Below are 25,412 nucleotides of genomic sequence, written 5' to 3'. Positions count from 1 at the left end.
CAAAGGCGTCCAATTAAATGGAAGACATTATTCGAACCTTGGAAGGCGGGAATATGTTGCGCTGTTGCAATACAAAGAAACGATTTGAAAGTGCAATGAAGAAGGTTAGGAAAGGACGGAATTATAACGACTATCTGTCCACTAGCCGCCACCTTTTATCCGTCCGTTGTCAATAAAGTTAAGGACTATAAAAAGGCATCCTTATCAACACCTTTTGCACCCAGCAAGCGTTTCAGCTTTACCAGCGCCTCTTGCTGAATCTGCCTCACCCGCTCGCGGGTAACGCCGATTTCGAGCGCCAACTCTTCCAGCGTTGAAGGATCGTCATTATCGAGACCAAAACGCCGCATGATCACGTTGCGTTGCTTATCGGTAAGTCGTTCCAGCCAGAACCGCACTAAAATTGAGGTTTCTTTTTGCTCGGCGCAAGAGTCGGGATTATCTTCGGTGGCACTCGGAAGTAAGTCCATCAGACTGGCCATTGGATCTTGGTCCAGAGGTGCGTCCAGCGAGGTTGCGTGCTCGGAAAGCGCTAACACCGTCTGGACCTCATCAACCGGGCGACCAACCAGATGGGCGATATCCTCGGCATTGGCGTCTTTACCGTCGTGATGCTGGGCCTCAAGATGATATTTTGCGCGCAGGATTTGATTTAGTTCGCGCACCATATGGACCGGTAAACGCACAGTGCGGGCCTGATTCATGATGGCGCGTTCGATACTTTGGCGTATCCACCAGGTGGCGTAGGTGGAAAAGCGAAAACCGCGTTCTGGCTCAAACTTATCGATGGCCCGCATCAGGCCCAGGTTTCCCTCCTCAATCAAATCAAGTAGGGTCACCCCGCGATTAATGTAATGTTTTGCGATCGAGACCACCAGACGCAAATTGTGCTCGATCATTTTTTGGCGTGCCGGAAAATCCCCCAGCTTGGCCAACGTCGCGAAATGTACTTCCTCGGGAACAGTCAGTAACGGGCGGGTACCAATCTGATTCAGGTAATGCTGGGTGGTATCGGTCGACAACTCCGCTGCCAGGACTTTTTTAAGTTCATCCACCCCGTCAACTACCACTACGACACCCTCAACACCCTCCGCTACATCGATGCCATCCTCAATATCACTGACCTCGGCATCATCGCCACACTCAATGGCATCTTTTTCAGCAGTTATATCGTGATCATTGAGAATGTCATCCGGCAAGTCTTCCGATGACATTTTTTCTTGATTGCTTAGTCGAGCAGGGAGGCGCTTGTTCATTAGTCGTTCGCTTGGTTGCGCTTGGTTAATTAGCCGTTGAAACCCTCATTGAACACATTCCGTTACCCTGCTCTGCTTCGTTCTGGTGCACTGTTCTACTTTCTGCCAGCTACCACTTATTCGCATCTATTCTATCGCGCCGCGCGAACATTAGCGACTAGGTAGAAATTTTGTTGGATCCACTGGCTTACCCTGTTGACGGATTTCAAAATGCAGTTTAGTGGATTCACTGTCCGAATTCCCCATCTCTGCGATCTTTTGCCCTTTGGTGACAGCTTGACCCTCTTTTACAAGAATAACCTTGTTATGCGCATAGGCGGACAATAAATTATTGGTATGTTTAACGATGACAAGATTGCCATAGCCCCGGATACCACTCCCTGCATACATGACTTTACCTGACGCTGCTGCCATTACCGGCTGACCGGATTTTCCGGCAATATCGATGCCCTTCTTGCCTTGATCGAAACCGCCTGACAATTTACCTTCTGAGGGCCACATCCAGTCAACGCGATCATCGCCGCCGCTGGCAACGCTTGGTGCAGGCACTGCCTTCTCGTTGTTCTTTGACGCTTCCGGCTTCGTATCCGTGCGTGATTCTGATCGTGATTCTGACCGTGATTCGGGCCGTGCATCCGGCCTCACCTCAGATCGCATTTCGTTGGTCGAAGGCGCATCCGGTCTTTGCAATTCGGCCAACGCGCTATCCGAATACGCACGCTTATCGCCACGGGGCATTGTCTTGTTACCGCCAGTGATTGCACCATTCGCACCATTCGCACCATTTGCACCATTTGCACCCGCAACCGCAGATGGCGAAGCATTCGAAGGGGTTGAACCCAGTTGCCTGACTTCAACGCCGGATTCGCTCGAAACGTTGCCCATCTGGGGAGCGCCTGCAAGCCCCCCGCCTGCCTCTGGAGGTTGCACCCGCAATACCTGATCAACCTTGATATCATTAGCGTTGTTGAGATTATTCCAGGTAACAATATCGCGATAACTTTGACCAAATTCCAGTGCAATCCGGTAAAGGGTATCGCCTTTTTTCACGGTGTAATAGCCAGGACCGCTAGCCTTAAGTGCGCCAGAAACGGCATTGGTGCTATTGGAGACGGAATTTACTGTCGGACCGCCGACTCTTCGTTCCACGACCGGCGCGGGGGTCCGGGTGGTCGTACATGCGGCGACTAAGCCGACTAATATTCCTAGCAATACAAGGCGTGTTTTCTTCATTCTCATTACAATTTTATTTGCGACGGGTCGCGGTTAAATTCAATTCTGTTCGACTACGACAGGTACGTAGGTCGGCCCACGTTGGTCGGGCCGAGTAAGTGGCCAGCAGACCCGGGCGCCGCTCGGATGACTTCGAAAGCCCTCGGTCACTGTAGTCATACAGTACCAGCCCGCAGCGGCACAAAATGACAATCTTCTAAGGTAGTACTGGTCCATTCGAATTTACTTATACGCTGGATCAACTGCAATACTTGCTGGCGCGAACCCACCGGTGCCACCAGACGACCGCCTATCGCCATCTGATCCAGCAATGCTTGGGGTACTTCCAGCCCGGCTGCAGCAAGAATAATTCCGTCAAAAGGCGCCGCTTGCGGCAGCCCAAGCATACCATCTCCGTAATGCAGGCGGATATTTGCTACGCGCAAGGGGCGCAAATTGGTCCTCGCCAATTCATGCAGTGGTTTGATACGCTCGATCGAATACACCTCCTTTGCCACCAACGACAACACCGCCGCCTGATAGCCACAACCGGTACCAATTTCTAACACACGGTTGAGCACCCCGCCGTGCTGGTTGTCACGCATTACCTCTATCATACGAGCGACAATATACGGTTGAGAGATCGTCTGGTGTTGGCCAATCGGTAACGAGGCATCAATATAAGCCTGACTAGCCAGACCCGGCTCCACAAACATATGGCGCGGCACCGCCTCCATCGCGGCCAGCACACTGACATCCCTGACGCCTTGTTTTGCTATCCGGGCGACCATAGCTTTGCGCACGCCTTCGGAAACCAGCGGTGTCGGTCGGTCCTCAGTCAGGTGCCGGGAACCAAGGTTTGTAACAGGTAGTGATTTTGCTGGCGATGACTTGCCAGCACTTACGGCAGAGGGAGCAGGATTAAAACCTTGTGGCTTTTTGGGCGCGGGAATATAAGGATTATTAGTTGAAGGCGATTTAGCGCTATCGGAAGCTGCGTTTCTGGTAGCGGTCTGCGGCGTTGCAACAATACGGGTGGTTCGTAGGCCCGAAGTCTTCGATTTGGCATCAACGAGGGCCGCCAGCGTCAAAGGGAAACGTTTGGGCGCTTCCGTCATAACAAATCCTTTGATAATGCAAGGAGTTGCGCGGCATGCGTGAGATCGATCTGCAATGGTGTGACAGAAACGTGGCCTTGGGCGATTGCACAAAAATCGGTCCCTTCGCTAGCATCTTTAGCTGCGCCAGCCGGACCGATCCAATAAATTTCACGACCGTGCGGATCTTTGGTCTTTATAACAGGTTCGGAAACGTGGCGCTTGCCCAAGCGCGTTGCGATGGGGGGTTTAATCTGATCGTAGGGTAGATTGGGGATGTTCACGTTCAAGAGAAACGGCTGCGGCAACGTGGCAAACTGGCGCTCGACGATCTCGCGGGCTACCTTTGCGGCGGCGTCCAGTTCCTCCCAACCTTTGCTTACCTGTGAAAACGCGATGGAAGGAATCCCGAACAGGAAACCCTCGGTAGCGGCCGCTACGGTTCCCGAATACAAGGTATCGTCACCCATATTCTGCCCCTGATTTATTCCGGACACGATCAAGTCGGGCCGAAAATTGAGCATGCCAGTCAGTGCGACATGGACGCAATCGGACGGCGTACCGTTAATAAAATAGAATCCATTCTCCGCCCGTTGCACCGTTAACGGTCGATCCAATGTCAGGGAATTAGACGATCCGGACCGATTACTGTCGGGCGCGACCACCACAATCTCTGCGATTGGCGCGAGCGCGTTTGCAAGGGCGATAATGCCGGGCGCGAGATAACCATCGTCGTTGCTGATGAGAATTTTCATAGCAGAATTTTACCTGAAGCCTGCAATGGGACTACGTACAAATTTGCGTATTTCAGGATTGATTGATCAATCCCCGCTAAATAAGGCATTTTTTGTATTATTCAAGCGTTTACGATAATGTCATCCGCGAATATTGCACCGCAACAAATATTCAACAAAAATTTATAAAAAAGAGTATTGTTAGCGTTAACAGCGCATGTTTTTCATATTTTTTCACCAACAGAGGACTTCTGAAGTTTGAATCCGCCAAGGTTTTTTCTGCGTCCTCGCGGTATTCACTTATCCCCCAAAAAAAGGAACCACAATGAAAACCAAGCCTATGCCTTTAACGAAAGCAAGCATGGTAGATGCTCAAGAAAACCCATACGCTGTCTGGAACGACGTTGCGGCCCAAACTTCTGAAATGATGACTGCCTCGGCGCAGGTCATCAGTCACCGCACAACGCGCATGGCACTCGCCGGACCTATGCCTAACCAAAGGGATAAGGACGAATTTAGCTTGATGGGTCAGGAAAAAATCGACGCACTGACCGAATCGACGTATGCCATAACCATGCGCCTGATGGGGCTGCAGCAGCAGGTCGCGAAACTTGCATTACAAGAACTTTTAAACGGCACCAAAGGCCTCCTGGCATTGGCAGCAGGAACATTTCTTAAGCCCATTTCGTCGGGGCGGAACCAAATGATTTATCGACAAATAACGCGCTCTGCCAAGGCATTGTCGCAGATCAATGCGTCGCTTGCTGACGTCGCGCAAACCGGCTTACACCCATTGCACTCCAGAGCGACGGCAAATGCCAAACGGTTGGGCAAGCTAAAACCGGCCTAGAGTGCGCTCGGCATGCCGTCCGGTAAGTGCCTGTCGGCATATTGCGACCATGCATACGGTGAGTCGCCAGCCAATTCGATCAGCGACGGCGCTGCTAGTGGATGGGTACTACACAAACAAGCAAAAAGTTGTTGATGTGGTATTGCGTAAAGATGTCCCTCCTGATCGGATGTTTCTTTTGAGCCGTCATTAACGGGTTCGCTCATGCGTTCACTCATGCGTTCACTCATGCCTTCATTAATGCCTTCATTAATGCCTTCATTATTGCGTTCAAACTGCGTCAGCTGACTGTTGACGTTGGAGGATAATTTAAACAACGCTTCTTTGGCGCACCACAATTTATAAAATTCGGCTGTTCTCACCGCTTCCGGTTGCCGGGAAAGCCATTTACTCTCGCTGACACCGAACGCAACGGCGGCCAACGCTGGAAAGTCACGATCAGGATCGGGTAGTTCAATGTCGAGACCGATCGTTGTGTCGGCGCTCACCGCGCAAGCGACCCATCCACGACTGTGAGATAAACTAATATGTGGCCGGTCGCCCTTGGTAGCTGGCCAGCGCGGCACGATCGCAACCGGTGCACCAGTTTCCGCGGTAGCAATACTGACATCACTGAACGCGACGCTACCGAGTCTGGCAATCGCAAAGCGCAAAAGAACGCGGCCTATCAAAAACTCTCGTTGACGCAGAGGTCGGATAAAACGTGTATAACGCAGCTGTTCCTCGACCGTTAGACAAGCGAGCCAGGGAGATAACATTTGATTGGACCAGCCGCTTCCATCAACGAGCCAGATTACGGCAGAGTACATGGACATCTCTCGCTTTGCGAAACCATTGGAAATCTCTTTAACAATGCAAATAATTGCAGCCTCAGATTAATATCACTCTGCTGCAGGTTGTGGAAAACATTACCATGCCGCACTTTCGATCAGATTTTTTTGAAAATTAAAGACGTATTAATTCCGCCGAACGCAAAATTATTCGACATAAAATAGTCGCATTCGAGCCGCCGCCCTGTATTAACGATGTAATCCAGATCTGCGCAACGCGGGTCTACATTTGTCAAATTAATTGTCGGCGCGAACCACCCTTCCTGCATCATATGAATGCCGGTCCAGGCCTCAAGAGCGCCGCACGCGCCCAGGGTGTGGCCGGTATAACTTTTGAGCGAACTCACCGGGACCGCATTACCAAATAACTGATGGGTAGCGTGCGACTCAGCGATATCGCCCTGTTCCGTACCGGTTCCATGTGCACTGACATAACCGATGGCAGATGGTGGTAAGTTCGCATCTTTCAGCGCTAATTCCATCGCGATACGCATCGTATCGGTATTGGGATGCGTTACGTGACAACCATCGCTATTGGTACCAAATCCCACCACTTCGGCATAAATTTTGGCGCCGCGTGCCAACGCGTGGTTCATCTCTTCCAAAATTAACGTTCCCGCGCCCTCGCCGATGACCAGACCGTCGCGGTTAAGGTCAAACGGTCTTGGCGTCAACTGCGCAGTGTCGTTGCGAATACTGGTAGCAAATAGCGTGTCAAAAACGGCTGCTTCGGTTGCGCATAGTTCTTCAGCACCCCCCGCGATCATGATATTTTGATGACCACTGGATATGGCTTCATAGGCGTAGCCGATCCCCTGGCTGCCGGAAGTACAGGCGCTGGAGGTCGTTATAACGCGGCCGGTGATCCCAAAGAACACGCCGATATTAACCGGTGCAGTATGCGCCATCATCTTGATATAAGTGGTAGCGTTAATGCCTTTGGTGGATCGCTCTTCCATCATTTTGCCGAAATCGCCGATAGCCTTTGGCGTACCCGCCGACGAGCCGTACGCGATGCCACAACTGCCGTTTTTAATGACAGGATCATTGATCAAACCCGCGTCGGTCAGCGCCAGTTCAGTGGCCCGGGTTGCCATCAGTGCGATCCGGCCCATACTGCGCGTGCTGCGGCGTGTATAAAGTTCGGAAAGCGCAAATTCTGCCGCTGGCGCGCCTAACTGGGTGTTCAGGCCATCATAATCCGCCCACTCCTCCATCCGCACGATCGCGTTACGATAACTGCCAAGATGCGCGCGAACACTGGTCCAGTCGCACCCTATCGGACTGATACCTGCCATGCCGGTGACTGCCACGCGTCGCGGCGTCATGCCATGCCTCCATTGACCGAAATAACCTGACGCGTAATATACGCAGCGTCCGCCCCCATCAAGAAACTGACCGTCGCAGCGACTTCTTCCGGCTTTCCGACGCGCCTTGCAGGGATCATCTTTAACGCTTCTTCTAGCGGCACGTCTGCGATCATGTCGGTCTCAATCAAGCCGGGTGCAACACAGTTCACGGTAATGTGACGTTTGGCCAGCTCAATCGCCAGCGCTTTGGTGGCACCGATAATGCCAGCTTTGGCTGCACTATAATTCACCTGCCCGCGGTTTCCAATCAAACCCGACACCGACGCCAACGTCACGATCCGGCCGGGAGCACGACGATGCACCATCGGCATGATCAATGGATTAAGAACATTGTAAAACCCGTCCAGATTGGTCTTCAACACGATATCCCAGTCTTCACCGGACATAGCGGGAAAAGCATTATCGCGGGCGACGCCTGCATTACAAACGATGCCGTAGTAGCAATCATGCAATGCGATGTCCGCCAATAAAATATCTGCACTTAACTGTCGATCACTGATATCAAACTGTACAACACGCACCTGCCGTCCCATCGACTGGATTGTTTCTGCCACCGCATCTGCTGCCTGACGCTGCTGATGGCAGTGCAGAATGATGTCATAACCATCACGTGCTAAACGCAACGCGATGGCTTTTCCGATGCCGCGGCTCGAGCCCGTTACCAGTACCGACTTATTTAAGCTGTCTGCGATACCGACCACCTTGGTGCCAGCCGCGTTATTGTTCGTTACCACCTTCATTCCGCCATTCCTTCTAGAAAACTTGTCACATCGCTGGGCTGAAACACAGTGATGGTCGCATGCGCCAAAGGCAGCATTCTACTAAAGGACACGCGGTCCGTAGCATGTTGCGCACGAACATAAGGATTAAACTCATCTGTATTAGCTATCCCACAACTGACCGCATTAATCTCGTCCGCTGAACTGGCTGCATCACTGACATTACCCGAATTTGTAACACTACTATCATTGATCACTTGATAAATCTGGCACCCAAACGATCCGAGGCCATTATCCGCTTGCAAAATCCGCTGAACCGCCACGTGCAGAACAGCGTCAGGCGCGAAAAAAGAGCAATCAGTTGTGTAACGCCGTGCGCCCAAAAGAAATCCTACTTTGGCTGCTTTGCCCGCGGAATGTGCCGTGCAACCAGCAAACGCGGCAATAGCCTGCGCCATGTATTCGAGACCGATCCAGCTACCGACGCCATCAATCCCAGTGAATAAACTGTCAGGTCGAATGGTCACCTCGGCCAGCAGGCGGTCACCCTGAACTGATAGTATCCGGTCTAGCAATACCATAGCGCCAGAATGGGGCAATACGCTGCGAATATCGGGTAGCATTGTAGTAGGTTTAGTCACTATTCTCGTCCCATCACCAACGCAGCATTAGCCCCGCCAAAGGCAAATGAATTACTCAACGCCCAGCGCAAGGGGCGACCGAGTCGATATCCCGCCGGGACCAGATTCAAAGCTGGCAAATCGTTATCGACAACGCCATCCCACAAATGCACCGGTAACCGGCCCGCCGGATTGTCATCCTGCATTGCTAGCCAACACAAAGCTGCTTCGATAGCGCCCGCCGCACCTAACGTATGGCCGGTGTAACCTTTAGTTGAACCGGCAGGCATATCAGCACCAAAAAGTTGATTGACCACCAGACTTTCCATTGCGTCATTTTGTGGCGTCGCTGTACCGTGCAAATTAATGTAGTCGATTTGGGTAGCACCAATGCCAGCGCGCCTAAGTGCCTGGCCGATAGCGCTGCGGGCGCCGTCGCCGCTAGGGTCGGGCGCAGAAATATGATGGCCGTCGGAAGACTCTCCCCATCCGCGCAACGCGACCGTCCCCGGTTGCGCGCTCATCAAAAACAGGGCGGCTCCCTCACCGATGTTAATGCCGTTACGATTGGCGCTGAATGGATTGCAAGGGGTGTTGCTGACCGATGCCAGTGCGCCAAAACCGGCAATAGTAAACGCGCACAATGAATCGACGCCTCCCGTAATGACCACGTCAGCAAGGCCCATCTGAATCAAGCGCGCAGCACTCGCCATGGCCTTGGCGCTGGATGCGCATGCGCTCGAATGCACATATGCGGGGCCGGTCACCCCTAATGCCCAAGCCAGCATCACTGCGGCAGAACCCATTTCTTGCTGGCTATAAGTAAATTCGGGTGGAAAAGTTATCCTGTTGCCAGCGCTTGATGCCCGATTAATTGCGTCAAGTTCTTGACCGCTGACAGGTGAGTCTTTAAGCGTGGCCGTATTTCCTGCTGTATTTCCGGCTGTATTCGCGGCTTTATTCCCAGCTCTGTACGCGGCTTTAAACGCAGCCTCGCTCTCCGCAATTCCGGAAGTGCTGGTGCCCAGCACAATAGCGATTCGGTGAGAACCATAGCGCGCGATCGCCGCGTCCACCGCTGGTCGAATTTGCGTTAACGCAGTGAGTAACAACTGATTATTCCGACTACGATGGGCCAACGGAAATTTATCAGGATCCATCTCCGCCAATACACCCCTGACCGCGCCCACTGGCAGCGCGCCGGAGGACGAATAGCGATCAGACATAACCAGACCGCTCCGCCCTGAGAACAGGTTGTCGCGGATCGCGGCATGGGTGTCACCCAGCGCACAAACAAGTCCGAGTTCATTTAAATAAAACATATCGTATTACCAAATTAAGGTGCGGCAGCACCAGAGGTGCTGGTAGCAATCTCGCCGCCGACCGACTCAATGGTTAATCGGTAGTGAAAGCGCAGATTAGTTAATTCTATCTTTCCACCCCATGGGGATGGATTGCTATAAATTATCACTTCCACAGGCACCTCGTCCCAAAATAACGTGCGCCGCAAACCTTCCTGCTGAATCTTCCATCCGGCGGGCAGCGCCTTCCGGATCGCTTCCAACGGCCATAAGGTGAGCTGAGTATCCTCCAGCACGTCCTCGGCCTTCACTTGCGATGGCAGCATCGGATGACGCCACGACTGCAGCGTCACCCCATCATAATGCAACGTCAGGACGCGCTGCCCTAATGCCAGCCCTACCATATTCAGCTGTTGCGCATCAATCTCTACGGCAGCGTCAAGTTGATCGGTGCGACCGTTGCGTTCTACCGTCAGATGCTGTTGCAGGCTAATACTGGCCCCCAATGAAGCCGGCGACAGCTTCAAACTCAAACTTTCTGGTGGCGCTACTGACGACGCTGACGGTGCTGGCGAAAGACTGCTGCAACCCGCCATCACCAGTAGCGCCAACGTCATCGCCAGCCGCCGCGTGCTGGCTCTGCCTATTCCATTCGTGAGCATATTTCCTCCAGTACGGTCAGGCGACGCTTACTTTCGCGCACGTATGGATTGGCCTCATCCCAGGCGTAACCGGCTAGAATCGCGGCGATCATCCGGCGGATCTCCGGTTGCTGATCCTCGTGAAAGATAACATTCTGAAATCCGCCCGCGTACCAGGACTCAACAAACGTACGGAAGGTATCGACGCCTTTTTTGAGCGGAACAGCGTAGTCGTTTTCCCAATCTACCTCTGCACCGGCAAAATGACGTTGTAATACCGCGGCAGCCAGACTCGCGGACTTTAACGCAATAGTCACACCCGATGAAAACACCGGGTCCAAAAATTCGCCCGCGTTACCCAACAGCGCGTAACCCCTTCCCCACAACGATTTCACATTTGCCGAGTAACCAGTAATTGCGCGGGCCGGCGTATCCCAGCGGGCATTTTGCAGCAGTTTACGCGAAGCCGGGTCCTCATTTACCAACGCTTGCAGGCGTTCGGTATCGGTCCCTTTATATTGTTCAAGAAACGCTGTTTCTGCTACCACGCCGATGGAGCAACGCCCGCCAGAAAATGGAATTAACCAATACCAGACATCGCAATGGTCAGGATGCACGGTGACGCGAATTTTGTTACGGTCAAAGTCCGGCGCAGAAATGCCATCTTCGATGTGGGTAAAAATTGCACCGCGTACCGGAAAGTCGGAGGGCGTCTCAAGTGCCAGCAGGCGTGGCAGAATACGCCCGAAGCCACTGGCATCCAGAATAAACTCAGCTTCTACCTGATAGGCCACGCCATCCGGCCCGTGTGCTGTAACCAGCGGTGTGGCCGCATCAAGATCGACGCCGGTGACACAATGCTGAAAACGTATCTCCGCGCCTTGGCGCTCTGCTTCTTTAGCCAGGACATGATCGAACTGGGCGCGCTGTACCTGATAAGTTGTACCCCACCCGGTTGAAAATTTATCGCGGAAATCAAACGCCGTAGAGCGCTCGCCTCGCACGAAAGCAGCACCGTTTTTATATTGAAATCCAGCCTCTACCACTGCCTGCAACATACCCGCCTGTTCCAGATAGGCCATGCTTTGCGGCAATAAACTTTCACCGATACTAAACCGCGGGAACTGTTCACGCTCTAGTACCAATACCCGGCGCCCCTGCTGCCGCAAAAGGGCTGCGGCAACCGATCCGGCGGGACCGGCACCAATCACGACAACGTCGTACTTCTCAATATTGCGGTCCATTTATTGGCCTTTCTTTAGCGTGGGGTTTTGATCAATTTGACTGAAACATGGTGCTATCAACCACACGATTGCGATGCCGACCAACATCGTAAATCCAAAAGCGTGCAACGGCGGCGTGCCGGACAACGCCAACAAGCCGAATGACAATAAGGCGCTCACCGCCGACAGGCAGACGGCCAGCCAGGCAAAGCGCCCAGCGGGGTCTTTCTGGTCGGTTTTCTCCAGCAAGAAAATGCCGTAATCAACACCCAGTCCGAGTATCAGCATTAACGCCAGCATATGGAACATTTGCAGTGGCTGACCGGTCAATCCGAGCACCGCAAGTGTTGCAACGCTAGCCAATGCGGGCGGCAATATTACGCGCCATCCGGCGTATCGATAGCGCATGAACAACAGCAAATAAATGGCAACATACGCGCCGATCAACACACTGCTCATATATCGCCGATAATCGCCAAGCACGGTGGAAACCTCGCTGACCTTATCGACCCATTGAACACCTTCGACGAGTCCGGCAATATTTTTAAGTAGCGGTAAGTTGGCATAATTATTCACACCGCGCAATGCTACGATGCTGGCATACGTATCCCCGTTTGTATCCGGAATTTTACCCAGCCAGAGATAGCGTGACGGTTCACTGGTCGCTGTTTTCAAGAAAGCCTCTGGCGTCAAAGTGTTGGCACCAGATTCTGCTACTGCAGGCAGGGCCAGCGCCCTTGCTTTGATTTGGGTCACCCAGTGGTGGTCTTCGCCAATTTGCGCTGCCAATCCTTGCAGCGGCCCATCGGTGCCGAACAACCCCCGCTCGATTAATGCGCGATTGGCTTTTTGCAGGCGGATTGACGGTGTCCAGTTTGACATGGCTTGATAGCCACTAATGACCCGTTGTTCGATTAGCGGATCAAGCTTTTGCCTTAATGTCTCCTCGCGCTGTAACACTTGCTCTGTACTGGCACCGCGTACCAGATAAAACTGCACCGGCGTCGGAGCATCCAATATTTTGGACAGTTTGATTTGATCTTGCAACAACACTTTTGGTGGCGTCTGCAATGAGCGTATATCATCATTGACCCGCAACCGAGCCAGTCCGGCGACTACGACGATACCGTACACGACTGCTACCAGCATAGTGCCGCGATTGAGACGCAGCTGCGGCCAATAGCGACGGCTCGCCCCGCACCAGTCCGCAAAACGCGTACCCTTGAGCGTGGATGCCTGCACGAGGGTGGGAAACCAGCAAATTACTGTCAGCCATGCAAACACTAATCCTGTTACGGAAAACATTGCCATCTGGCGCAACCCAGGAAACGGTGTCAATGCCAGACCGATATACCCAATTACTGCGGCCGTGAGTGTCAACATTAATCCAGGCAACAGACGCCGCAACAACTGCCACGACGTCATGGTTTTATCGCTGCCTGCACGGCTGCAAAGAAAGTAAATACCATAATCCTGCGCAACGCCGATCAGGCTTGCGCCAAATACCAGTGTCAATAAATGTACATGCCCAAAGATCAACCAGCAAATGGAGAATGCACCCAGACACCCGATCGTAATAGATAAAACGATCAACCCGACCGGTCGTAAAGCGCCAAAAGTCAGCCACATTAACAGTACGACGCCGAGTAATGAGCCAACGCCAATGGTCGACATCTCCCCGCTGGCTTGCGCGCTGGCAGCCCCCGCGTGCAATATCACCCCGGCGCTAATCAATTCGACCCCGGGCACCTTACTCCGGGCGACACCGGCCGCAGCATCCATCAATGGCAACACGGCTTGCTGGGTCGCCATCGAATATGCCGATTGACGCAAGGTGAGCAGTAACATGATGTATTGACGACCGTTGGCCTCAACGAACAAATATCCGTCGCGCGGTCGGACCGGGGTTTCCTGCGCACGCGCCTGGACCCAGCCAGAAAAAAGACCAAATGGATCATCCTGCCATGCGCCCAGTTTAGGACCAGCGAACGGACTATACAATTGCCGCAACGCGGTATCCATCCAAAAAGTCGGTGGCTTTTCTTGTAATAATTTTTGCTGTTCCGGCGTCAACAAATTGAGTCGGTTTTGCTTTAACGGACCTAGCCAGTCATTTTGCGTTTGTTCTGAAATCGGCGACTTCGCCGCGAACAATGCCGGGTGTTTGGCGATCACCGCAGAATAAGCATCCGCCGCCGCACGCGCCTGCCCCCAATCGTCGGCACCCACCAGCACAATGACGCGTTGCTGCGCCGAGTCCACCATATGCGTGAAGGCCCGCTGTAAAACCGGATCGCGCTGCTCGACCGGTAATAGCGCCAAAATATCGGTGTCCGGAACAATTTTTTGTACCAGCCACAGGTAGCCGTTATGGCCTAATATCAAAGCCACCACCAGCAACCAGCCTAGCGCGAGACGCCGCGGCCATTTGCCGACACTGCTAGTCAAGTGCCGCCCCTTCTTCGACGGTCATAGCGTTGGCACCGCTTTGCAAAGCGGAGAAAATAATTTCCGTGTGATCCCCACTGGCTTCATTAATATTTACGCTCTTCACATACATACCGCCGGTTAAAGCCAAGTTACCTATCGCTTTGGCCAGCGCAGGTTGACGTGCTGTAAGGCCGACCTTCCAGCTTTTTCCCTGAATACTGCCATCAATTTCAAATAACGAATCTAGCTGGGTCAGATCGCCCGCCAGCAACGAGAACATCACGCTATTAATCATCCGTACTACCGGCTCCTGTTTTGCGTCCAGGCGCATTGCCACCCGATCACCCTGCATTTGTACAATCTCGTCACGCTTTAGGCGCAATGTATTGGGAAACGGTTGCAAGGTCTTCCAAAGAACGCCTTTGCCACTGACGACACAAAAACGACCGTTAGAGAGCAATGGCTTTTTCATGCCCATCAGTTGTTTGGTCTGATCAAAGAGACCGCATAATACCGGCGGTTTAGAAAGCATCTCCTGAATTTTTGCGATCGGGGCAGCTGCTTGCGCTGCCCCACACGCCAACGCAGTAAGCCCCACCGTTAATACTGCGGTGATGCGTTTTTTAAGGAGCGTTACGACGGGAAGATTTAGCAAGCTGTTCATGGTGCGGGTATCCCCAATTTTTCAAATAAGATGGCGGGCGAAGTGAAACACAGTTCACGCGTGGCGATTGCCACGGCAACTTGCGTAGTGCTGCCTTTGGTGAGGCGTCGCCCGCTAACGCTATCGGATATTAAATAATCGATCTTAAGACTGTTCTCCCACGCGACAATGCTGGCCTGCACGCGGATATGCTGACCGAACGTCGCCGACTGAACGTAGCGCAGATGTAAATCTATCACCGGCCATGCATAACCGGATTCCTTCATCTCCACGTAGTTGTAACCTATCGAATCAAGTAGCGTACAGCGCGCCTGTTCCATGTACTTGACGTAATTGCCGTGCCAGACAATCTCCATCGGATCAAGATCGTAGAATTGTATTTGTAGCGTGACTTCGGCCGCCCATCGGCTTTCTTTTTTATGCATACAAGGTCCAGGCCTGTGCATTAATGCGCTCTAACAACAGACGTAAATCCGGCTCCAGCATGCGGTCTTCATTAATCACCGCGATGTCCTCGGCCAGCATCCCAAGCATCGCCTGAAGATTCTGCTGTGGCTGCGCCGAAGCGTCCATCCTGCAGCGCAACCAAACACCCTGACGCACACTGATTAACAGCGCTGCGATAACCTGCTCAGTCAATTGCAACACGCGCAGACAATCGCGTGCGGCGATCGTACCCATGCTGACCTTATCCTGGTTGTGGCATTCGGTAGAGCGAGAAAACACTGAGGCGGGCATGGTCAGTTTCAAGGCTTCAGCGGTCCATGCGGACGCGCTAATCTGTAACGCTTTCAGGCCATGGTTAATACTGGCACGCGGTCCTTCTGCGCCGGATAGATTCGGTGGCAGACCGTGGTTGTAACGACTATCAACCAGCAATGCCATTTGACGGTCTAGCAGGTCGGCCACGTTTGCCACTGCATTTTTCATGCTATCCATCGCAAACGCAATATGACCACCATAAAAGTGGCCACCGTGCAGAACGCGTTGATTGTCAGCGTCAATAATCGGATTATCGTTGGCACTGTTAAGTTCATTTTCAATCGATTGCCGCATCCACGTTAATGCATCGGCTAATACACCAATGACATGTGGGGCGCAGCGAATCGAATAACGATCCTGCAAACGCTGTTGATTACGTGGCGCGTCCGGCGTCGGCAAATCCTGGCGTAGCCAGGCGGCAACCTGTTGTTGCCCTGCGTGCGGTTTGACGGCAAATAACGCTTCGTCAAAGTGATGCGCATTGCCGTCCAGCGCAAAGCTGGACATCGCAGTAATGCGCGTGGCCAGTCGTACCAGATACTCGGCGCGGTCGTATGCAAGACAGGCCAGCGCGGTCATCACCGCCGTGCCGTTCATGATCGCCAGGCCTTCTTTTGGGCGTAAGCGCAATGGCGTGATGCCGACCGCCGCCAGCGCCTCGGCAGCAGACACTTTTACGCCATCTCGCCATACTTCGCGCTCACCGCATAATACGGCAGCAAGATACGACAGAGGCGTCAGGTCTCCGCTGGCACCGACCGATCCTTCGGCGGGAATTAACGGCAACAGGTCCTCTTTTAATAAGCGGGCAATTTGCTCTAAAAGACCAACACTGACGCCAGAATAACCTTTGCAAAGAGATGTCAGTCGCACCGCGAGAATCGCCCGCGTCTGTACCGGCGTGAAATGTTCGCCGAGTCCGCAGCCGTGATAAGTGTAAAGATGATGTGGCAATTCCGGTATCAGTTCCGCTGGCACATTGACCGTGCAAGAGTCACCGTAGCCCGTGGTCACGCCATAAATTGTGCCATCTTCACGCAGTAACAGGTCCAGAAAATCAGCGCCCCGCTGGATCGCTGCACGAAACTCCGGAGCATCGGAGAGCGTGGCGTGGGCTGAACCGGAGGCAATGGCAACTATGTCTTCTATCGTCAATCGCTCCCGATCAAAGCAAACCGTTCGCGGTAGTTTAACGGCAGTGGCGGCGGCTCTTGCTTTCAGTTCAGTGGGGGGCATCGTCATAGGTGGACAGGTTCCAAAAATCAAAAAAATTAAACCACTGCAATGGTGCTCTTAAACAGTAGTGCTCTAGTCGTCTTGCGTAGGCGACCGCTAGTTCATTGAGGACCCGCTCACGATTTTTGCGAGGCAAAATAACGGCATCCCGAAACGATTCAAAATGGCATTCGGAGTGGCCCCCGATGGTCAATGCGAACAGCAGGTAGACCGGGCATTGAAGCACGCTGGCCAGTACATAAGGGCCGATGGGAAAAGGTGCCGAAGCACCTAAAAAAGGGGCAAGTGCAACGCGAGGGTGCGGCGACACAGGAATGCGGTCTCCGGCAATGGCCACAAATTCACCCTGTGCAACCTTCTCCGCCAATATCATTACTATGACCGGCGTAAGCTCAGTCACCTGAATCAGGTTTAACTGACTATCTGGGTCCAGTTGTGCCAACAAACGGTTAAAAGCCTTGGCATGTTTGGTATGAACCAGTACGGTAATGCGTAGTTCTTTGCGCTGGCGCGACAGCACCCGGCACAACTCAAGATTGCCAAGATGCGCGCAGATCAACACGCCGCCGCGCTTTGCCAGTAAGTTGGCGCGGATCACCTCTTGCCCGGTGGTGATAACATCCTGCGTCTTGAACAAGCCACCCCACAGAAGCATTTTGTCCAGAATACTTTCGGCGAACGCACCAAAATGCTGAAACGCTCCAGACCAGCCGGAAGGCGGCAAGCCACCCCTTCCGCTACCGTTGCCGATATCAGCAACTTTGCGGACCCGTGCCAGATACATTTTGGAGGCCTGACGTGCGCGTGAATTTGTGACCAGATACCAGGCTAAAATCGGATGAAGCGCTAACCGAAATGGCAGACGCCCGCCGATACGGTAAACCATGAAAAGCAGGCGCATGCCAAGTACAAAACTATTTTCGTTGATTTGCGCCCAATGAGGATGCCGCGCTGTCATTTGGCGCTCCTGCTATCGCTGAATTTTCGGGTCAGCAACTTTGGCAGTCTTAGCACCATGCCAAAAAACAATGTCGCGTGCATACGGGAGATCAGCAGATTATCCAGCACCATGCGAAAGTGAGAAACGCCGTCGCTCGGATAACCTACTTTGGTCGGAACGTTGATCACCTGATGCCCATCCCAATATAGCCGCACGATGACATCGGTATCAAAATCCATGTGCTGTCCAAGGATTCTGCGCTCCGCTAAGGCAACAAACGCGGACAACGGATAGATACGAAAGCCGCACATCGAATCTTTAATGTCCAGCGATAACGTATTGATCCAGACCCAGACGTGGGTCAGATAGCGTCCGTAAAACCGGATTTTTGGCACGCTCTCGTCATATTGCGGATATCCCGCAATCACCGATTCTGGATGGGCGGCAGATAGTGCTAAAAAGCGTGGAATATCGGCGGTGCAGTGCTGGCCGTCTGCATCGATTTGCAGCGCGTGCGTATACCCCGCTTTTGCCGCGGCGCGAACGCCGGTGACGACCGCTGCCCCTTTGCCACGATTGACAGTATGACGCAACAAAATAATCTGATTTGGATGCGCCACGGCCAGCGCGTCTAATACCGCAGCACATGCCACAGAACTTCCATCATCGACCAGTATGCACAGCAATTTATGCTGGAGTATGGCGCTGACTACCTTGCTTATCGCATGCGCATGATTAAACACGGGTATGACCGCGCAGGGATTGAAGGACTTGATCGGCTCGCTCTGCATAGCTTCCGATAGTGGCATCACTCCGGCAAAATCCGGATGGTGGGTCGCCATGTTGATAGAAATTTTTTGATCCACATTTATCTCCTTGATAGGGGTTGCAGCGGAGATGGCGTGCAATACCCGATCCGTAGTTTGCATCGCATACTGATCGATATTTTGGTCGGGATGGACAGGCGCGACGATGCCAAAAGTGACCCGACCGCCAGCGTGCTGGCCTGCATCGGAGGTAAGGCGAAACGTCAAAGCAGATTTTGCGCTGTCGTATTGAAGCATCAGCGTCAGCACTGCTTTAGGTAAAATCACGCGTTGGAATTTGAGTGCATGCATACTCAGAAAATGCGGTGGTAACGGCAGATATTCTCGCCCGTAGGCTATCGCCCAATCGACTTGCACTACCCCGGGCAAAACCGGCGAACCGTCAAAATGACCGTTGAAGTACAATAAATCGTCCGGAACCGTCAGCTCTAACACTATCAGTGATCGGGCGGCGTCGTTTTCCAGGACGCGCACCTGTGGCCGGGTGACCGGGAGCGCAAAACTTGCGCCATTCATTAATGGATTGTTAAATATTGTTGCAGAATTTAGCAAATCTGCGCGTGTCGTTTTTCCTTGCGCATTGATCGGAATCTTGCTGAGATAACGCCAGCTGCGCGGCAGCGCAATTGGTTCTACGGCACGGGCGATACAGTCGCGTAGCTGTCTGTTTAATGACAGCTTGCCATACTTCTCAAAAAATATCCGCCCCTTGTCGGCTAGCACGATGAATGCAGCGATTTGCTGTCGGCGCTGATCGGGTCCTTCCTCCAACAATAAGACCCGGGCGTCTTCCACCAGATCAGACGTCTTCAACATGGTCTCTATCGTATCCAGCGAGATGCGTTTCTCTTCTACTTTCACAATGCGATCGATCCGGCCTTTTAGTAAAAACCGTGTTTTATCAATCGCCTCAGCCCGATCCGATAGATGGAACCACTTAGCGTCGGGCAAATGCGGCGAACGAATTTCTAGCACCGAATCAACGGGCGCGATGCGCCAGCTAATCGTCGGCATCACGCTCCAGCTTTGATCATCATGCCCCGTTGCGGCGGAACGCTGACGCCATCCCACGCCACCTGTTTCAGTACTGCCATAGACTTCGATCGGCATGCGCCCAAGTAACCGTCCCGTATCTTGCGCGATCTCCTGCGACAACGCCCCACCCGAAGAAAAGATGGCCCGTAACGTACTTAAAGCGCTTACCGCATCTGCACCATCTGATCCATCTTGGGTGTGCAACGCGCCACCCTGAATAGAGGCCGGAATTCTTTTTAAATGTGCGGGACTCGAAACAAGAATGGCGGATCGCCCGTCGCCTTGCAACAAAGGTATCAACTCTTCTAAAAATATAACTTGGCGCGCGTGAATAATGCGTCCGGTTGTTAAAGGCCATAGAACCTTGAATAACAATCCATAAATATGCTGATGCGAGACTGTGGCAAATACTGTGGTAAATCCCGTAGCAATTCCGGCGGCAGTCCCCGCGCCATGCACTGCATCGTCGATACCAGCACCGAACAGGATTTCCAGCGTGGCGACTTCGCTTGACAATTGGGATAATTTTTTCACTACGGCCTGTGGCTTGCCAGTACTACCTGACGTATAAATAACCAGTCCCGAAAAGTCTGGCGAAAGTGTTTTGAAAACATATCCGGCACTGTCTTGCGTGTCTGTGCGCCGATCATTAAGAGATTTCGGCATTCCTTCCTGGTCTTCCACTTCCCGCGACGGCAACCTCAACTGCAATATCAACGGCTTATACTGCTCCGGAAACTCGCCAATAAAACCGTCTACCACATTCGCTAAATTAGCACACGTCGTTGGCAACACGTCACCGGGTAGGTAGATCACTTTATCGGCCTGCCAAGCCCCCAATAATGCGCAAGAAAATTCTGCGCAGTCCGCCAGATACAATGCAAACGCGGTGCCGGATTGACTTGCTAATGCAACGCGCCAAGCGTCAACACGCGCTAGAAAATACGCTTGATCGAGAACTTCTCCATTACGCAGGGCGAATGGGCGCGAATGATCAGGTGCGTATAAATTGGAGGCTGATGTTCCGCTGAGTAATGACAACAAGTCGGCTAAGTCAGACATTTTTGGGCCTCGATGGCAGCGCTCGATGACGCCGTTTAACCACGATTCGGACCATGTATTCGCCCGCGAACAAAACACCCATGGCAACGTAAGCGACGACGCCGTTATAAATTGTCCACACTGCTTGCGATGCCCATAGTGTGGTGATCATGGCGAGCGATCCGTTCACCACAAAGAAGCCGCACCATACCTGGGTCACCCGGCGCGTATAGGCCATAGCATAATCAGGAAGATCCGGCTCGGTCAGTCGGGCGAGCCGCTCAATGATGGTTGGGGGCGCAAACAGGCTATATGAAAAGGCGCACAGCATGCTAACGTTGACCAGCACTGGGTACAACTTCAGGGGCAACAATGCGTTGTTCCAGATTGCGGTAGCCGCCAGCACCAACGCCGATAACAATAACCAGCGGCTTGTCTTATTGACCGCAAGCATGGGCAATCGGGTAGCGGCCGCCAGAATAAGTATCAATGCGAGCAATCGCGGCGACACCCTTCCGTGCGCCAGCCAGATCGCAAGCGGATACAACAACGTGATAAGCACTGTCAGCACAGTCATGACTGTAGGCGACAGGCAAAGCAAGAAACGCGAAACAAAGCGAGACAAAAACGGAGCCCGGAAACGTTTTATTTTGTATCCTCGGTTAGCAATGTGGACACTGCACTGACTACATCCTGTACGGTACGGACCGCCTTGAAGACATCCGGCTCCAACCGTTTTCCCGTGAATTGCTTAAGTTTTACCACTAAATCAACCGCATCAATACTGTCGATATCAAGATCGGTGTACAGGTTAGCCGTCGGCGTCACGCTAGCCTTGTCAATGTCGAACATATCATGCAACACGTCTGTGACCCATGCGTAGATTTCATCGTTCGTCATTGCGGTCGTTGGCTTTATCAATGCCGTCATGTCACACCTTTATTTTTTTCTGTTGCTGGCAATCATCGCAGCAAGCGTGCGCACCGAAGCAAAATGGTTACGCGTTTCCGCCGAATCTGCGGACATTGAAATTCCGTATCGCTTCTGCATCGCTACGCCAAGTTCAAGTGCATCGATGGAGTCTAAACCGAGCCCTTCCAGAAACAGCGGCGCATCCGTAACGATGTCTGCCGTCGTCATATCCTCAAGCTGCAAGACGTCGATGATGACTTGCTTGACTTCGTTCTCAAGTTGCTCCATTGGGTTCACTTTCCTTTCTAAAATATTCTTGCAAATAGACGGTTAAGTGTCTTGCTGCCAACGTGTTACTACCGGCTGCCAATACAAAGTCCTGCACTACAATATCTTCTTTTACCTCGATACTAAAATGTGCGATTGCGGGCGGTACGTGCCACCATTTTTCGCCCTTACTAAGGGTCGGTGGCGAACATCTTATGATCACTGGTGTCACGTTTGAGAGACACCGCACTGCGATATTCGCAGCGCCGCGCTTCAAATTAATCTGCCCCTGTGTGCGCGTACCTTCAGGAAAAATGATCAGGTTACCGCCACGTCTCAAAGTGTCAATGCCCTCACCTACCAGATCGGTGCCGGAATCATTGCGTATATAGTCCGCAGTCCGAACCGCTCCTTTGGTGAACGGATTTATCCACAGACTGCTTTTAACTACGCAGTCTGCGTTCTTTACGAACGCCATTAAAAAAACTGTGTCCATCAGCGTCGGATGATTGGCCAGTATCATCATCCCGCGTCGTTGTAGTCGCTCCAGCCCTTTGATTTCATAGCGCAAAACGCCCGAAGCGCTCATAAAATTAATAAATAGGCGAAACATTATGCGGATGATCTCTCGCGCGCGCGAAGCCCGCTCTTCGCGTTCTGTTACCAATAGCCTAAGTATGGGGAAAATGACAAACCCGAACAACAGTCCACCCGCGCCAAAGACCAGAAAACTGAATCCGGTTGCGGCCATGCGCCAATACCGGTTCGATCGCCTGGCGATATTACCAATACTACTGGTCATTATGACGCCATCGCCACATGCGATTATCGACCAATCGGATTAACTCACGATCCTGTCGCAATTCAAATGCCAGCACCTGCAGGCCACCCGGCTGAGGCAATTTTCCAGTCGCATGATTTGATATAGGGGGCATCAAATTAGCGCCATCGCTGGCATCAGGTTTAACCAGCGGGTCCCAGCTCAACGACACCGTTTTCATCGCGCCATCGCGCGCCGGTTGCATTAACCAGGCCCATGCAAACGGCTGATTTTTACAATCATCGAATTCTTTGAACTGATCGGGCAGCAGTCCATCGTAGACCACCAATAAAACTTCCGTCGCGCCATCTGCCAGCAATCCGCAGGCCTCAATCACCGCATGCTCGACCCCACTGTCGCCTGCTGATAACGCGCTGTGGCTTACCTGCTCCTGCCGGGCAATGGACAGGAGGCCTGCGGTCGCGTTGTGCACAGAAAGACTAAATGACGTGGGCGATAACGGCGTGTTTTGCACCAAATCTTGCAGCAGCTCCGCCGAGCGGGCGCATTCACCGTGGCGTGAACTAAATATTGTCGGTACCTGCTCCCGCTTATTCAGGCAATCATAAGCCACTTCCAGCGCCATCTTTCCGACAAGTCCGGCGCGGCGGCGTAACATCGCGGGCATCATGGCGACACGCGGTTCCGTTTTGCCCTCAATCAAAAAAGGACTTTGGGCCCACGCCAGCCATTCGTCGTGGGTTTCTAATCCAGGTGCCCAGGCGGCTTGCGCCGCAACAGAAAATTGCACTCCCTCAATAGCGCGGTCTGAACTTATATCACCACTCCCAAGGCCCATTGAATCGTTCATTTCCAGCGCCAATCAGTCCGGGAGGTAAATTAAAGCAACGGTCTAGTAACGGTCGCTACCGCAAATTTCGCAAAATTATATCCTATAAAAACAGAGATATTCACGTAGAAAGTCTCCACGGTGCAATATTTTCAAAATCTAAGGAAAATACTTAAGTGACGATTTATGGCGATATCACCGTTCATTGCTTTACAGAAATTTACAATTTCATGCAAAAAATTGGTTAAACTCAACTATGGAAGCCGCCTAAACTTTCTTCCAAAAGTTTATCCTCTTCGTTTTGGGTAACCTTCTGCCGTGATACGCTCCCAGACAATTGTTTTTTCTTCATCGGTCATAAAAACCCAATGCGCCACTTCGTTAACAGTACGACCACAACCCCGACAAACATCATCAAAAGTAGTGGAGCAAACCGCCACACAGGGTGTATCGGGACGTACTCTGGGTAAATCGGACATAAGGACCTTATTTATCACGCACTTCTACATGGATTAATTGTGGAGACTGACCACCAACATCATGCGCATGCTGTGCCAAAACCGTCGCCTTCGACCTTAATTCTATATCAGTCAGCCGCTGATGACCGGCAACACCGGATCGAACAGATTAAAAAATGTAACAAATTAAAACCAGGCGCGTATCAAGGGGCGATAAAAAAGTCAGCCCGTGTTCGCAGTTGAACTGCAAATAGAGCTGACTTCATAGGCTAGGGTCATTTAAGGGCGATGAGTGGATACCCGTCTTGAATCACGTTATAGGTTATTTCTTTTTTGCCTTATCATCGGTAAGGCTGGATCCGTCAATGTTGACTTGCTGGGCTTCTAGCGCCCGGATACTATTTCGCAAAACCATTAACTGATTACGTGCAGTTTGCTGCCTGTTGGCCAAAGTTTGCGCTTGCTGACGAGACTGATCCTGCTGTACTGAAACTTTTTGCTCTTGCTGGCGCTGAACTGCCAGATCATTTTGAAGTGCCGATAAACGGGCCTCCTGAGTCGAGATCAACTGCTCGGTATATTGCTTGTCTGCCTCAAGCTTTATCCGCCGAATATCCACTTCTGCCAGCTTCTCAGTCTGCGACACGAAATTTTTGTAGGTCTGTTCGGCCTGCGTTTCAGACGTGGTTTTCACTACCCGCCAAAAGCTCTTTTGTTGGAATAATGCTACATAGTAAGTCCGGCTATCTGCCTTGAATAACAAACTGGCACCATAATTACCGTTATAGGTGGTCCGCAACTCACTGATAGCCTGGCTTTGCATCAACTGCTGCAATTCGCCGATGGTGCTATTGGTGGCATCAATCGCAGGAGAGAGGCTTTGCTGCGCGTTGCCAGGTGATGCAGAAGGAACGCCTGCGACTGAAGTCCGAGTAGCGCTTTGCGCCATTACATTGGCAGATAAAGTGCCTATCAGCAGTCCCGCGCCAATGGTTCCGATTGCTTTGCCTATTTTTCTGTTCATAACTTTTAGCTGATTCCGGCACAATAAACTGCGCGCATATTCGTTCATCCCTGATTCCTATCATTATTGTATTTGTCGCGCACATGTCGCGAGCTTGCTGCCTTGCGGCGTTTGACTTTATTAATTTTAGCGTGAATCTTCGTGCCCATAGCCATTGTTTCTGGGAAATAAGCACCTTATTGCAATAAGCCGATTTAATGCCGCGTAGATGCAAAAATTAGACTTCATTTAGAGCCGAGCGAGCGCTGTGAAGACCCAAGGAGCAAGCTCCATGGAGCACTGAAACGGGAACGTGATTTCAATGAGCATAGCGATCAGCGCGTACTTGCGGTTAGCGCGGTATCCGTGGCACC

25 protein-coding genes are annotated in these 25,412 nt (G+C 52.2%); 1 reads left to right on the top strand and 24 read right to left on the bottom strand.

Annotated features, from left to right (window positions below):
* Positions 1 to 185 precede the first annotated feature (185 nt).
* The 4 genes from rpoS to surE form a co-directional block, all read right to left on the bottom strand.
* The gene (gene rpoS, locus HAV38_RS02460) at positions 186 to 1,256 is read right to left on the bottom strand and encodes an RNA polymerase sigma factor RpoS (protein WP_375791647.1); all 1,071 of its coding nucleotides are present in this window, start codon (positions 1,254 to 1,256) and stop codon (positions 186 to 188) included.
* A gap of 150 nt (positions 1,257 to 1,406) precedes the next feature.
* Positions 1,407 to 2,489, bottom strand: a complete 1,083-nt coding sequence (locus HAV38_RS02455) for a peptidoglycan DD-metalloendopeptidase family protein (protein WP_168052111.1) — start codon at positions 2,487 to 2,489, stop codon at positions 1,407 to 1,409.
* Between the two features lie 155 nt (positions 2,490 to 2,644).
* On the bottom strand, positions 2,645 to 3,586 hold the full coding sequence (locus HAV38_RS02450; protein WP_168052109.1) for a protein-L-isoaspartate(D-aspartate) O-methyltransferase: 942 nt from the start codon (positions 3,584 to 3,586) through the stop codon (positions 2,645 to 2,647).
* Positions 3,583 to 4,320: a 5'/3'-nucleotidase SurE gene (gene surE / locus HAV38_RS02445; RefSeq protein ID WP_168052107.1), complete on the bottom strand. Its 738-nt coding sequence runs from the start codon at positions 4,318 to 4,320 to the stop codon at positions 3,583 to 3,585. The genes HAV38_RS02450 and surE overlap by 4 nt, the downstream gene beginning before the upstream one ends.
* A 304-nt stretch (positions 4,321 to 4,624) precedes the next feature.
* On the opposite strand from surE, the gene HAV38_RS02440 reads away from it, so the two are divergent.
* Positions 4,625 to 5,149: a polyhydroxyalkanoate granule-associated phasin gene (locus HAV38_RS02440; protein ID WP_168052105.1), complete on the top strand. Its 525-nt coding sequence runs from the start codon at positions 4,625 to 4,627 to the stop codon at positions 5,147 to 5,149.
* Here the strand turns inward: HAV38_RS02440 and HAV38_RS02435 are convergent.
* The 20 genes from HAV38_RS02435 to HAV38_RS02335 form a co-directional block, all read right to left on the bottom strand.
* Positions 5,146 to 5,958: a 4'-phosphopantetheinyl transferase family protein gene (locus HAV38_RS02435; protein ID WP_168052103.1), complete on the bottom strand. Its 813-nt coding sequence runs from the start codon at positions 5,956 to 5,958 to the stop codon at positions 5,146 to 5,148. The genes HAV38_RS02440 and HAV38_RS02435 overlap by 4 nt on opposite strands.
* 119 nt (positions 5,959 to 6,077) lie before the next feature.
* The gene (locus tag HAV38_RS02430; protein WP_168052101.1) at positions 6,078 to 7,307 is read right to left on the bottom strand and encodes a beta-ketoacyl-ACP synthase; all 1,230 of its coding nucleotides are present in this window, start codon (positions 7,305 to 7,307) and stop codon (positions 6,078 to 6,080) included.
* Entirely contained in the window at positions 7,304 to 8,089 is a 786-nt protein-coding gene (gene fabG, locus HAV38_RS02425) for a 3-oxoacyl-ACP reductase FabG (protein ID WP_184013360.1), read from the bottom strand. Before fabG ends, HAV38_RS02430 begins: the two co-directional genes overlap by 4 nt.
* A complete protein-coding gene (locus HAV38_RS21585) occupies positions 8,086 to 8,709 on the bottom strand; it encodes a hotdog family protein (protein ID WP_184013359.1) in 624 nt (207 codons plus the stop codon). Before HAV38_RS21585 ends, fabG begins: the two co-directional genes overlap by 4 nt.
* A complete protein-coding gene (locus HAV38_RS02415; RefSeq protein WP_245182156.1) occupies positions 8,709 to 10,010 on the bottom strand; it encodes a beta-ketoacyl synthase N-terminal-like domain-containing protein in 1,302 nt (433 codons plus the stop codon). The genes HAV38_RS21585 and HAV38_RS02415 overlap by 1 nt, the downstream gene beginning before the upstream one ends.
* 14 nt (positions 10,011 to 10,024) lie before the next feature.
* Positions 10,025 to 10,651, bottom strand: a complete 627-nt coding sequence (locus HAV38_RS02410) for a DUF3261 domain-containing protein (RefSeq protein ID WP_168052099.1) — start codon at positions 10,649 to 10,651, stop codon at positions 10,025 to 10,027.
* Positions 10,633 to 11,874 (bottom strand): NAD(P)/FAD-dependent oxidoreductase, encoded by a 1,242-nt coding sequence (locus HAV38_RS02405; RefSeq protein ID WP_168052097.1) that lies wholly within the window; start codon positions 11,872 to 11,874, stop codon positions 10,633 to 10,635. Before HAV38_RS02405 ends, HAV38_RS02410 begins: the two co-directional genes overlap by 19 nt.
* The gene (locus tag HAV38_RS02400) at positions 11,875 to 14,301 is read right to left on the bottom strand and encodes an MMPL family transporter (protein WP_168052095.1); all 2,427 of its coding nucleotides are present in this window, start codon (positions 14,299 to 14,301) and stop codon (positions 11,875 to 11,877) included. It abuts the gene before it with no gap.
* Positions 14,294 to 14,947 carry an outer membrane lipoprotein carrier protein LolA gene (locus HAV38_RS02395; RefSeq protein ID WP_168052093.1) on the bottom strand — a complete coding sequence of 218 codons (654 nt, stop codon included), beginning with the start codon at positions 14,945 to 14,947 and terminating at the stop codon, positions 14,294 to 14,296. The genes HAV38_RS02400 and HAV38_RS02395 overlap by 8 nt, the downstream gene beginning before the upstream one ends.
* Positions 14,944 to 15,372, bottom strand: coding sequence for an acyl-CoA thioesterase (locus tag HAV38_RS02390; RefSeq protein WP_168052091.1), 429 nt, complete (start codon positions 15,370 to 15,372; stop codon positions 14,944 to 14,946). Before HAV38_RS02390 ends, HAV38_RS02395 begins: the two co-directional genes overlap by 4 nt.
* A complete protein-coding gene (locus HAV38_RS02385; protein ID WP_168053462.1) occupies positions 15,365 to 16,945 on the bottom strand; it encodes an HAL/PAL/TAL family ammonia-lyase in 1,581 nt (526 codons plus the stop codon). The genes HAV38_RS02390 and HAV38_RS02385 overlap by 8 nt, the downstream gene beginning before the upstream one ends.
* Positions 16,932 to 17,903 (bottom strand): lysophospholipid acyltransferase family protein, encoded by a 972-nt coding sequence (locus tag HAV38_RS02380; RefSeq protein ID WP_168052089.1) that lies wholly within the window; start codon positions 17,901 to 17,903, stop codon positions 16,932 to 16,934. Before HAV38_RS02380 ends, HAV38_RS02385 begins: the two co-directional genes overlap by 14 nt.
* Complete coding sequence (locus HAV38_RS22165) at positions 17,900 to 20,809, bottom strand: ApeI family dehydratase (protein WP_311734775.1); 2,910 nt, start codon at positions 20,807 to 20,809, stop codon at positions 17,900 to 17,902. The genes HAV38_RS02380 and HAV38_RS22165 overlap by 4 nt, the downstream gene beginning before the upstream one ends.
* Complete coding sequence (locus HAV38_RS02365) at positions 20,802 to 21,365, bottom strand: COG4648 family protein (RefSeq protein ID WP_168052087.1); 564 nt, start codon at positions 21,363 to 21,365, stop codon at positions 20,802 to 20,804. The genes HAV38_RS22165 and HAV38_RS02365 overlap by 8 nt, the downstream gene beginning before the upstream one ends.
* Positions 21,366 to 21,433: 68 nt before the next feature.
* Complete coding sequence (locus HAV38_RS02360) at positions 21,434 to 21,718, bottom strand: acyl carrier protein (protein ID WP_209216594.1); 285 nt, start codon at positions 21,716 to 21,718, stop codon at positions 21,434 to 21,436.
* Positions 21,719 to 21,727: 9 nt separating this feature from the next.
* Complete coding sequence (locus HAV38_RS02355; protein WP_168052085.1) at positions 21,728 to 21,988, bottom strand: phosphopantetheine-binding protein; 261 nt, start codon at positions 21,986 to 21,988, stop codon at positions 21,728 to 21,730.
* Positions 21,975 to 22,769, bottom strand: a complete 795-nt coding sequence (locus HAV38_RS02350) for a lysophospholipid acyltransferase family protein (RefSeq protein ID WP_168052083.1) — start codon at positions 22,767 to 22,769, stop codon at positions 21,975 to 21,977. The genes HAV38_RS02355 and HAV38_RS02350 overlap by 14 nt, the downstream gene beginning before the upstream one ends.
* Positions 22,759 to 23,598, bottom strand: a complete 840-nt coding sequence (locus tag HAV38_RS02345; RefSeq protein ID WP_245182155.1) for a beta-ketoacyl synthase chain length factor — start codon at positions 23,596 to 23,598, stop codon at positions 22,759 to 22,761. The genes HAV38_RS02350 and HAV38_RS02345 overlap by 11 nt, the downstream gene beginning before the upstream one ends.
* 266 nt (positions 23,599 to 23,864) lie before the next feature.
* Positions 23,865 to 24,056, bottom strand: a complete 192-nt coding sequence (locus tag HAV38_RS02340; protein ID WP_168052081.1) for a DUF1289 domain-containing protein — start codon at positions 24,054 to 24,056, stop codon at positions 23,865 to 23,867.
* Positions 24,057 to 24,357: 301 nt separating this feature from the next.
* Complete coding sequence (locus HAV38_RS02335; RefSeq protein ID WP_168052079.1) at positions 24,358 to 25,059, bottom strand: DUF2968 domain-containing protein; 702 nt, start codon at positions 25,057 to 25,059, stop codon at positions 24,358 to 24,360.
* Between the last annotated feature and the right edge of the window lie 353 nt (positions 25,060 to 25,412).

The organism is Glaciimonas immobilis, assembly GCF_011947285.1.
GTDB lineage: Bacteria > Pseudomonadota > Gammaproteobacteria > Burkholderiales > Burkholderiaceae_D > Glaciimonas > Glaciimonas immobilis.
Note: the sequence above shows the minus strand (reverse complement) of the source record. Positions and strands in the feature narration are given on the sequence as shown.

What these genes read in the sequence shown, in the direction of transcription:
- rpoS (WP_375791647.1), bottom strand. Translation starts at nt 1,256, where the DNA reads ATGAACAAGCGCCTCCCTGCTCGACTAAGCAATCAAGAAAAAATGTCA.
- HAV38_RS02455 (WP_168052111.1), bottom strand. Translation starts at nt 2,489, where the DNA reads ATGAAGAAAACACGCCTTGTATTGCTAGGAATATTAGTCGGCTTAGTC.
- HAV38_RS02450 (WP_168052109.1), bottom strand. Translation starts at nt 3,586, where the DNA reads ATGACGGAAGCGCCCAAACGTTTCCCTTTGACGCTGGCGGCCCTCGTT.
- surE (WP_168052107.1), bottom strand. Translation starts at nt 4,320, where the DNA reads ATGAAAATTCTCATCAGCAACGACGATGGTTATCTCGCGCCCGGCATT.
- HAV38_RS02440 (WP_168052105.1), top strand. Translation starts at nt 4,625, where the DNA reads ATGAAAACCAAGCCTATGCCTTTAACGAAAGCAAGCATGGTAGATGCT.
- HAV38_RS02435 (WP_168052103.1), bottom strand. Translation starts at nt 5,958, where the DNA reads ATGTACTCTGCCGTAATCTGGCTCGTTGATGGAAGCGGCTGGTCCAAT.
- HAV38_RS02430 (WP_168052101.1), bottom strand. Translation starts at nt 7,307, where the DNA reads ATGACGCCGCGACGCGTGGCAGTCACCGGCATGGCAGGTATCAGTCCG.
- fabG (WP_184013360.1), bottom strand. Translation starts at nt 8,089, where the DNA reads ATGAAGGTGGTAACGAACAATAACGCGGCTGGCACCAAGGTGGTCGGT.
- HAV38_RS02415 (WP_245182156.1), bottom strand. Translation starts at nt 10,010, where the DNA reads ATGTTTTATTTAAATGAACTCGGACTTGTTTGTGCGCTGGGTGACACC.
- HAV38_RS02410 (WP_168052099.1), bottom strand. Translation starts at nt 10,651, where the DNA reads ATGCTCACGAATGGAATAGGCAGAGCCAGCACGCGGCGGCTGGCGATG.
- HAV38_RS02405 (WP_168052097.1), bottom strand. Translation starts at nt 11,874, where the DNA reads ATGGACCGCAATATTGAGAAGTACGACGTTGTCGTGATTGGTGCCGGT.
- HAV38_RS02395 (WP_168052093.1), bottom strand. Translation starts at nt 14,947, where the DNA reads ATGAACAGCTTGCTAAATCTTCCCGTCGTAACGCTCCTTAAAAAACGC.
- HAV38_RS02390 (WP_168052091.1), bottom strand. Translation starts at nt 15,372, where the DNA reads ATGCATAAAAAAGAAAGCCGATGGGCGGCCGAAGTCACGCTACAAATA.
- HAV38_RS02385 (WP_168053462.1), bottom strand. Translation starts at nt 16,945, where the DNA reads ATGCCCCCCACTGAACTGAAAGCAAGAGCCGCCGCCACTGCCGTTAAA.
- HAV38_RS02380 (WP_168052089.1), bottom strand. Translation starts at nt 17,903, where the DNA reads ATGACAGCGCGGCATCCTCATTGGGCGCAAATCAACGAAAATAGTTTT.
- HAV38_RS22165 (WP_311734775.1), bottom strand. Translation starts at nt 20,809, where the DNA reads ATGTCTGACTTAGCCGACTTGTTGTCATTACTCAGCGGAACATCAGCC.
- HAV38_RS02365 (WP_168052087.1), bottom strand. Translation starts at nt 21,365, where the DNA reads ATGACTGTGCTGACAGTGCTTATCACGTTGTTGTATCCGCTTGCGATC.
- HAV38_RS02360 (WP_209216594.1), bottom strand. Translation starts at nt 21,718, where the DNA reads ATGACGGCATTGATAAAGCCAACGACCGCAATGACGAACGATGAAATC.
- HAV38_RS02355 (WP_168052085.1), bottom strand. Translation starts at nt 21,988, where the DNA reads ATGGAGCAACTTGAGAACGAAGTCAAGCAAGTCATCATCGACGTCTTG.
- HAV38_RS02350 (WP_168052083.1), bottom strand. Translation starts at nt 22,769, where the DNA reads ATGACCAGTAGTATTGGTAATATCGCCAGGCGATCGAACCGGTATTGG.
- HAV38_RS02345 (WP_245182155.1), bottom strand. Translation starts at nt 23,598, where the DNA reads ATGAACGATTCAATGGGCCTTGGGAGTGGTGATATAAGTTCAGACCGC.
- HAV38_RS02340 (WP_168052081.1), bottom strand. Translation starts at nt 24,056, where the DNA reads ATGTCCGATTTACCCAGAGTACGTCCCGATACACCCTGTGTGGCGGTT.
- HAV38_RS02335 (WP_168052079.1), bottom strand. Translation starts at nt 25,059, where the DNA reads ATGAACAGAAAAATAGGCAAAGCAATCGGAACCATTGGCGCGGGACTG.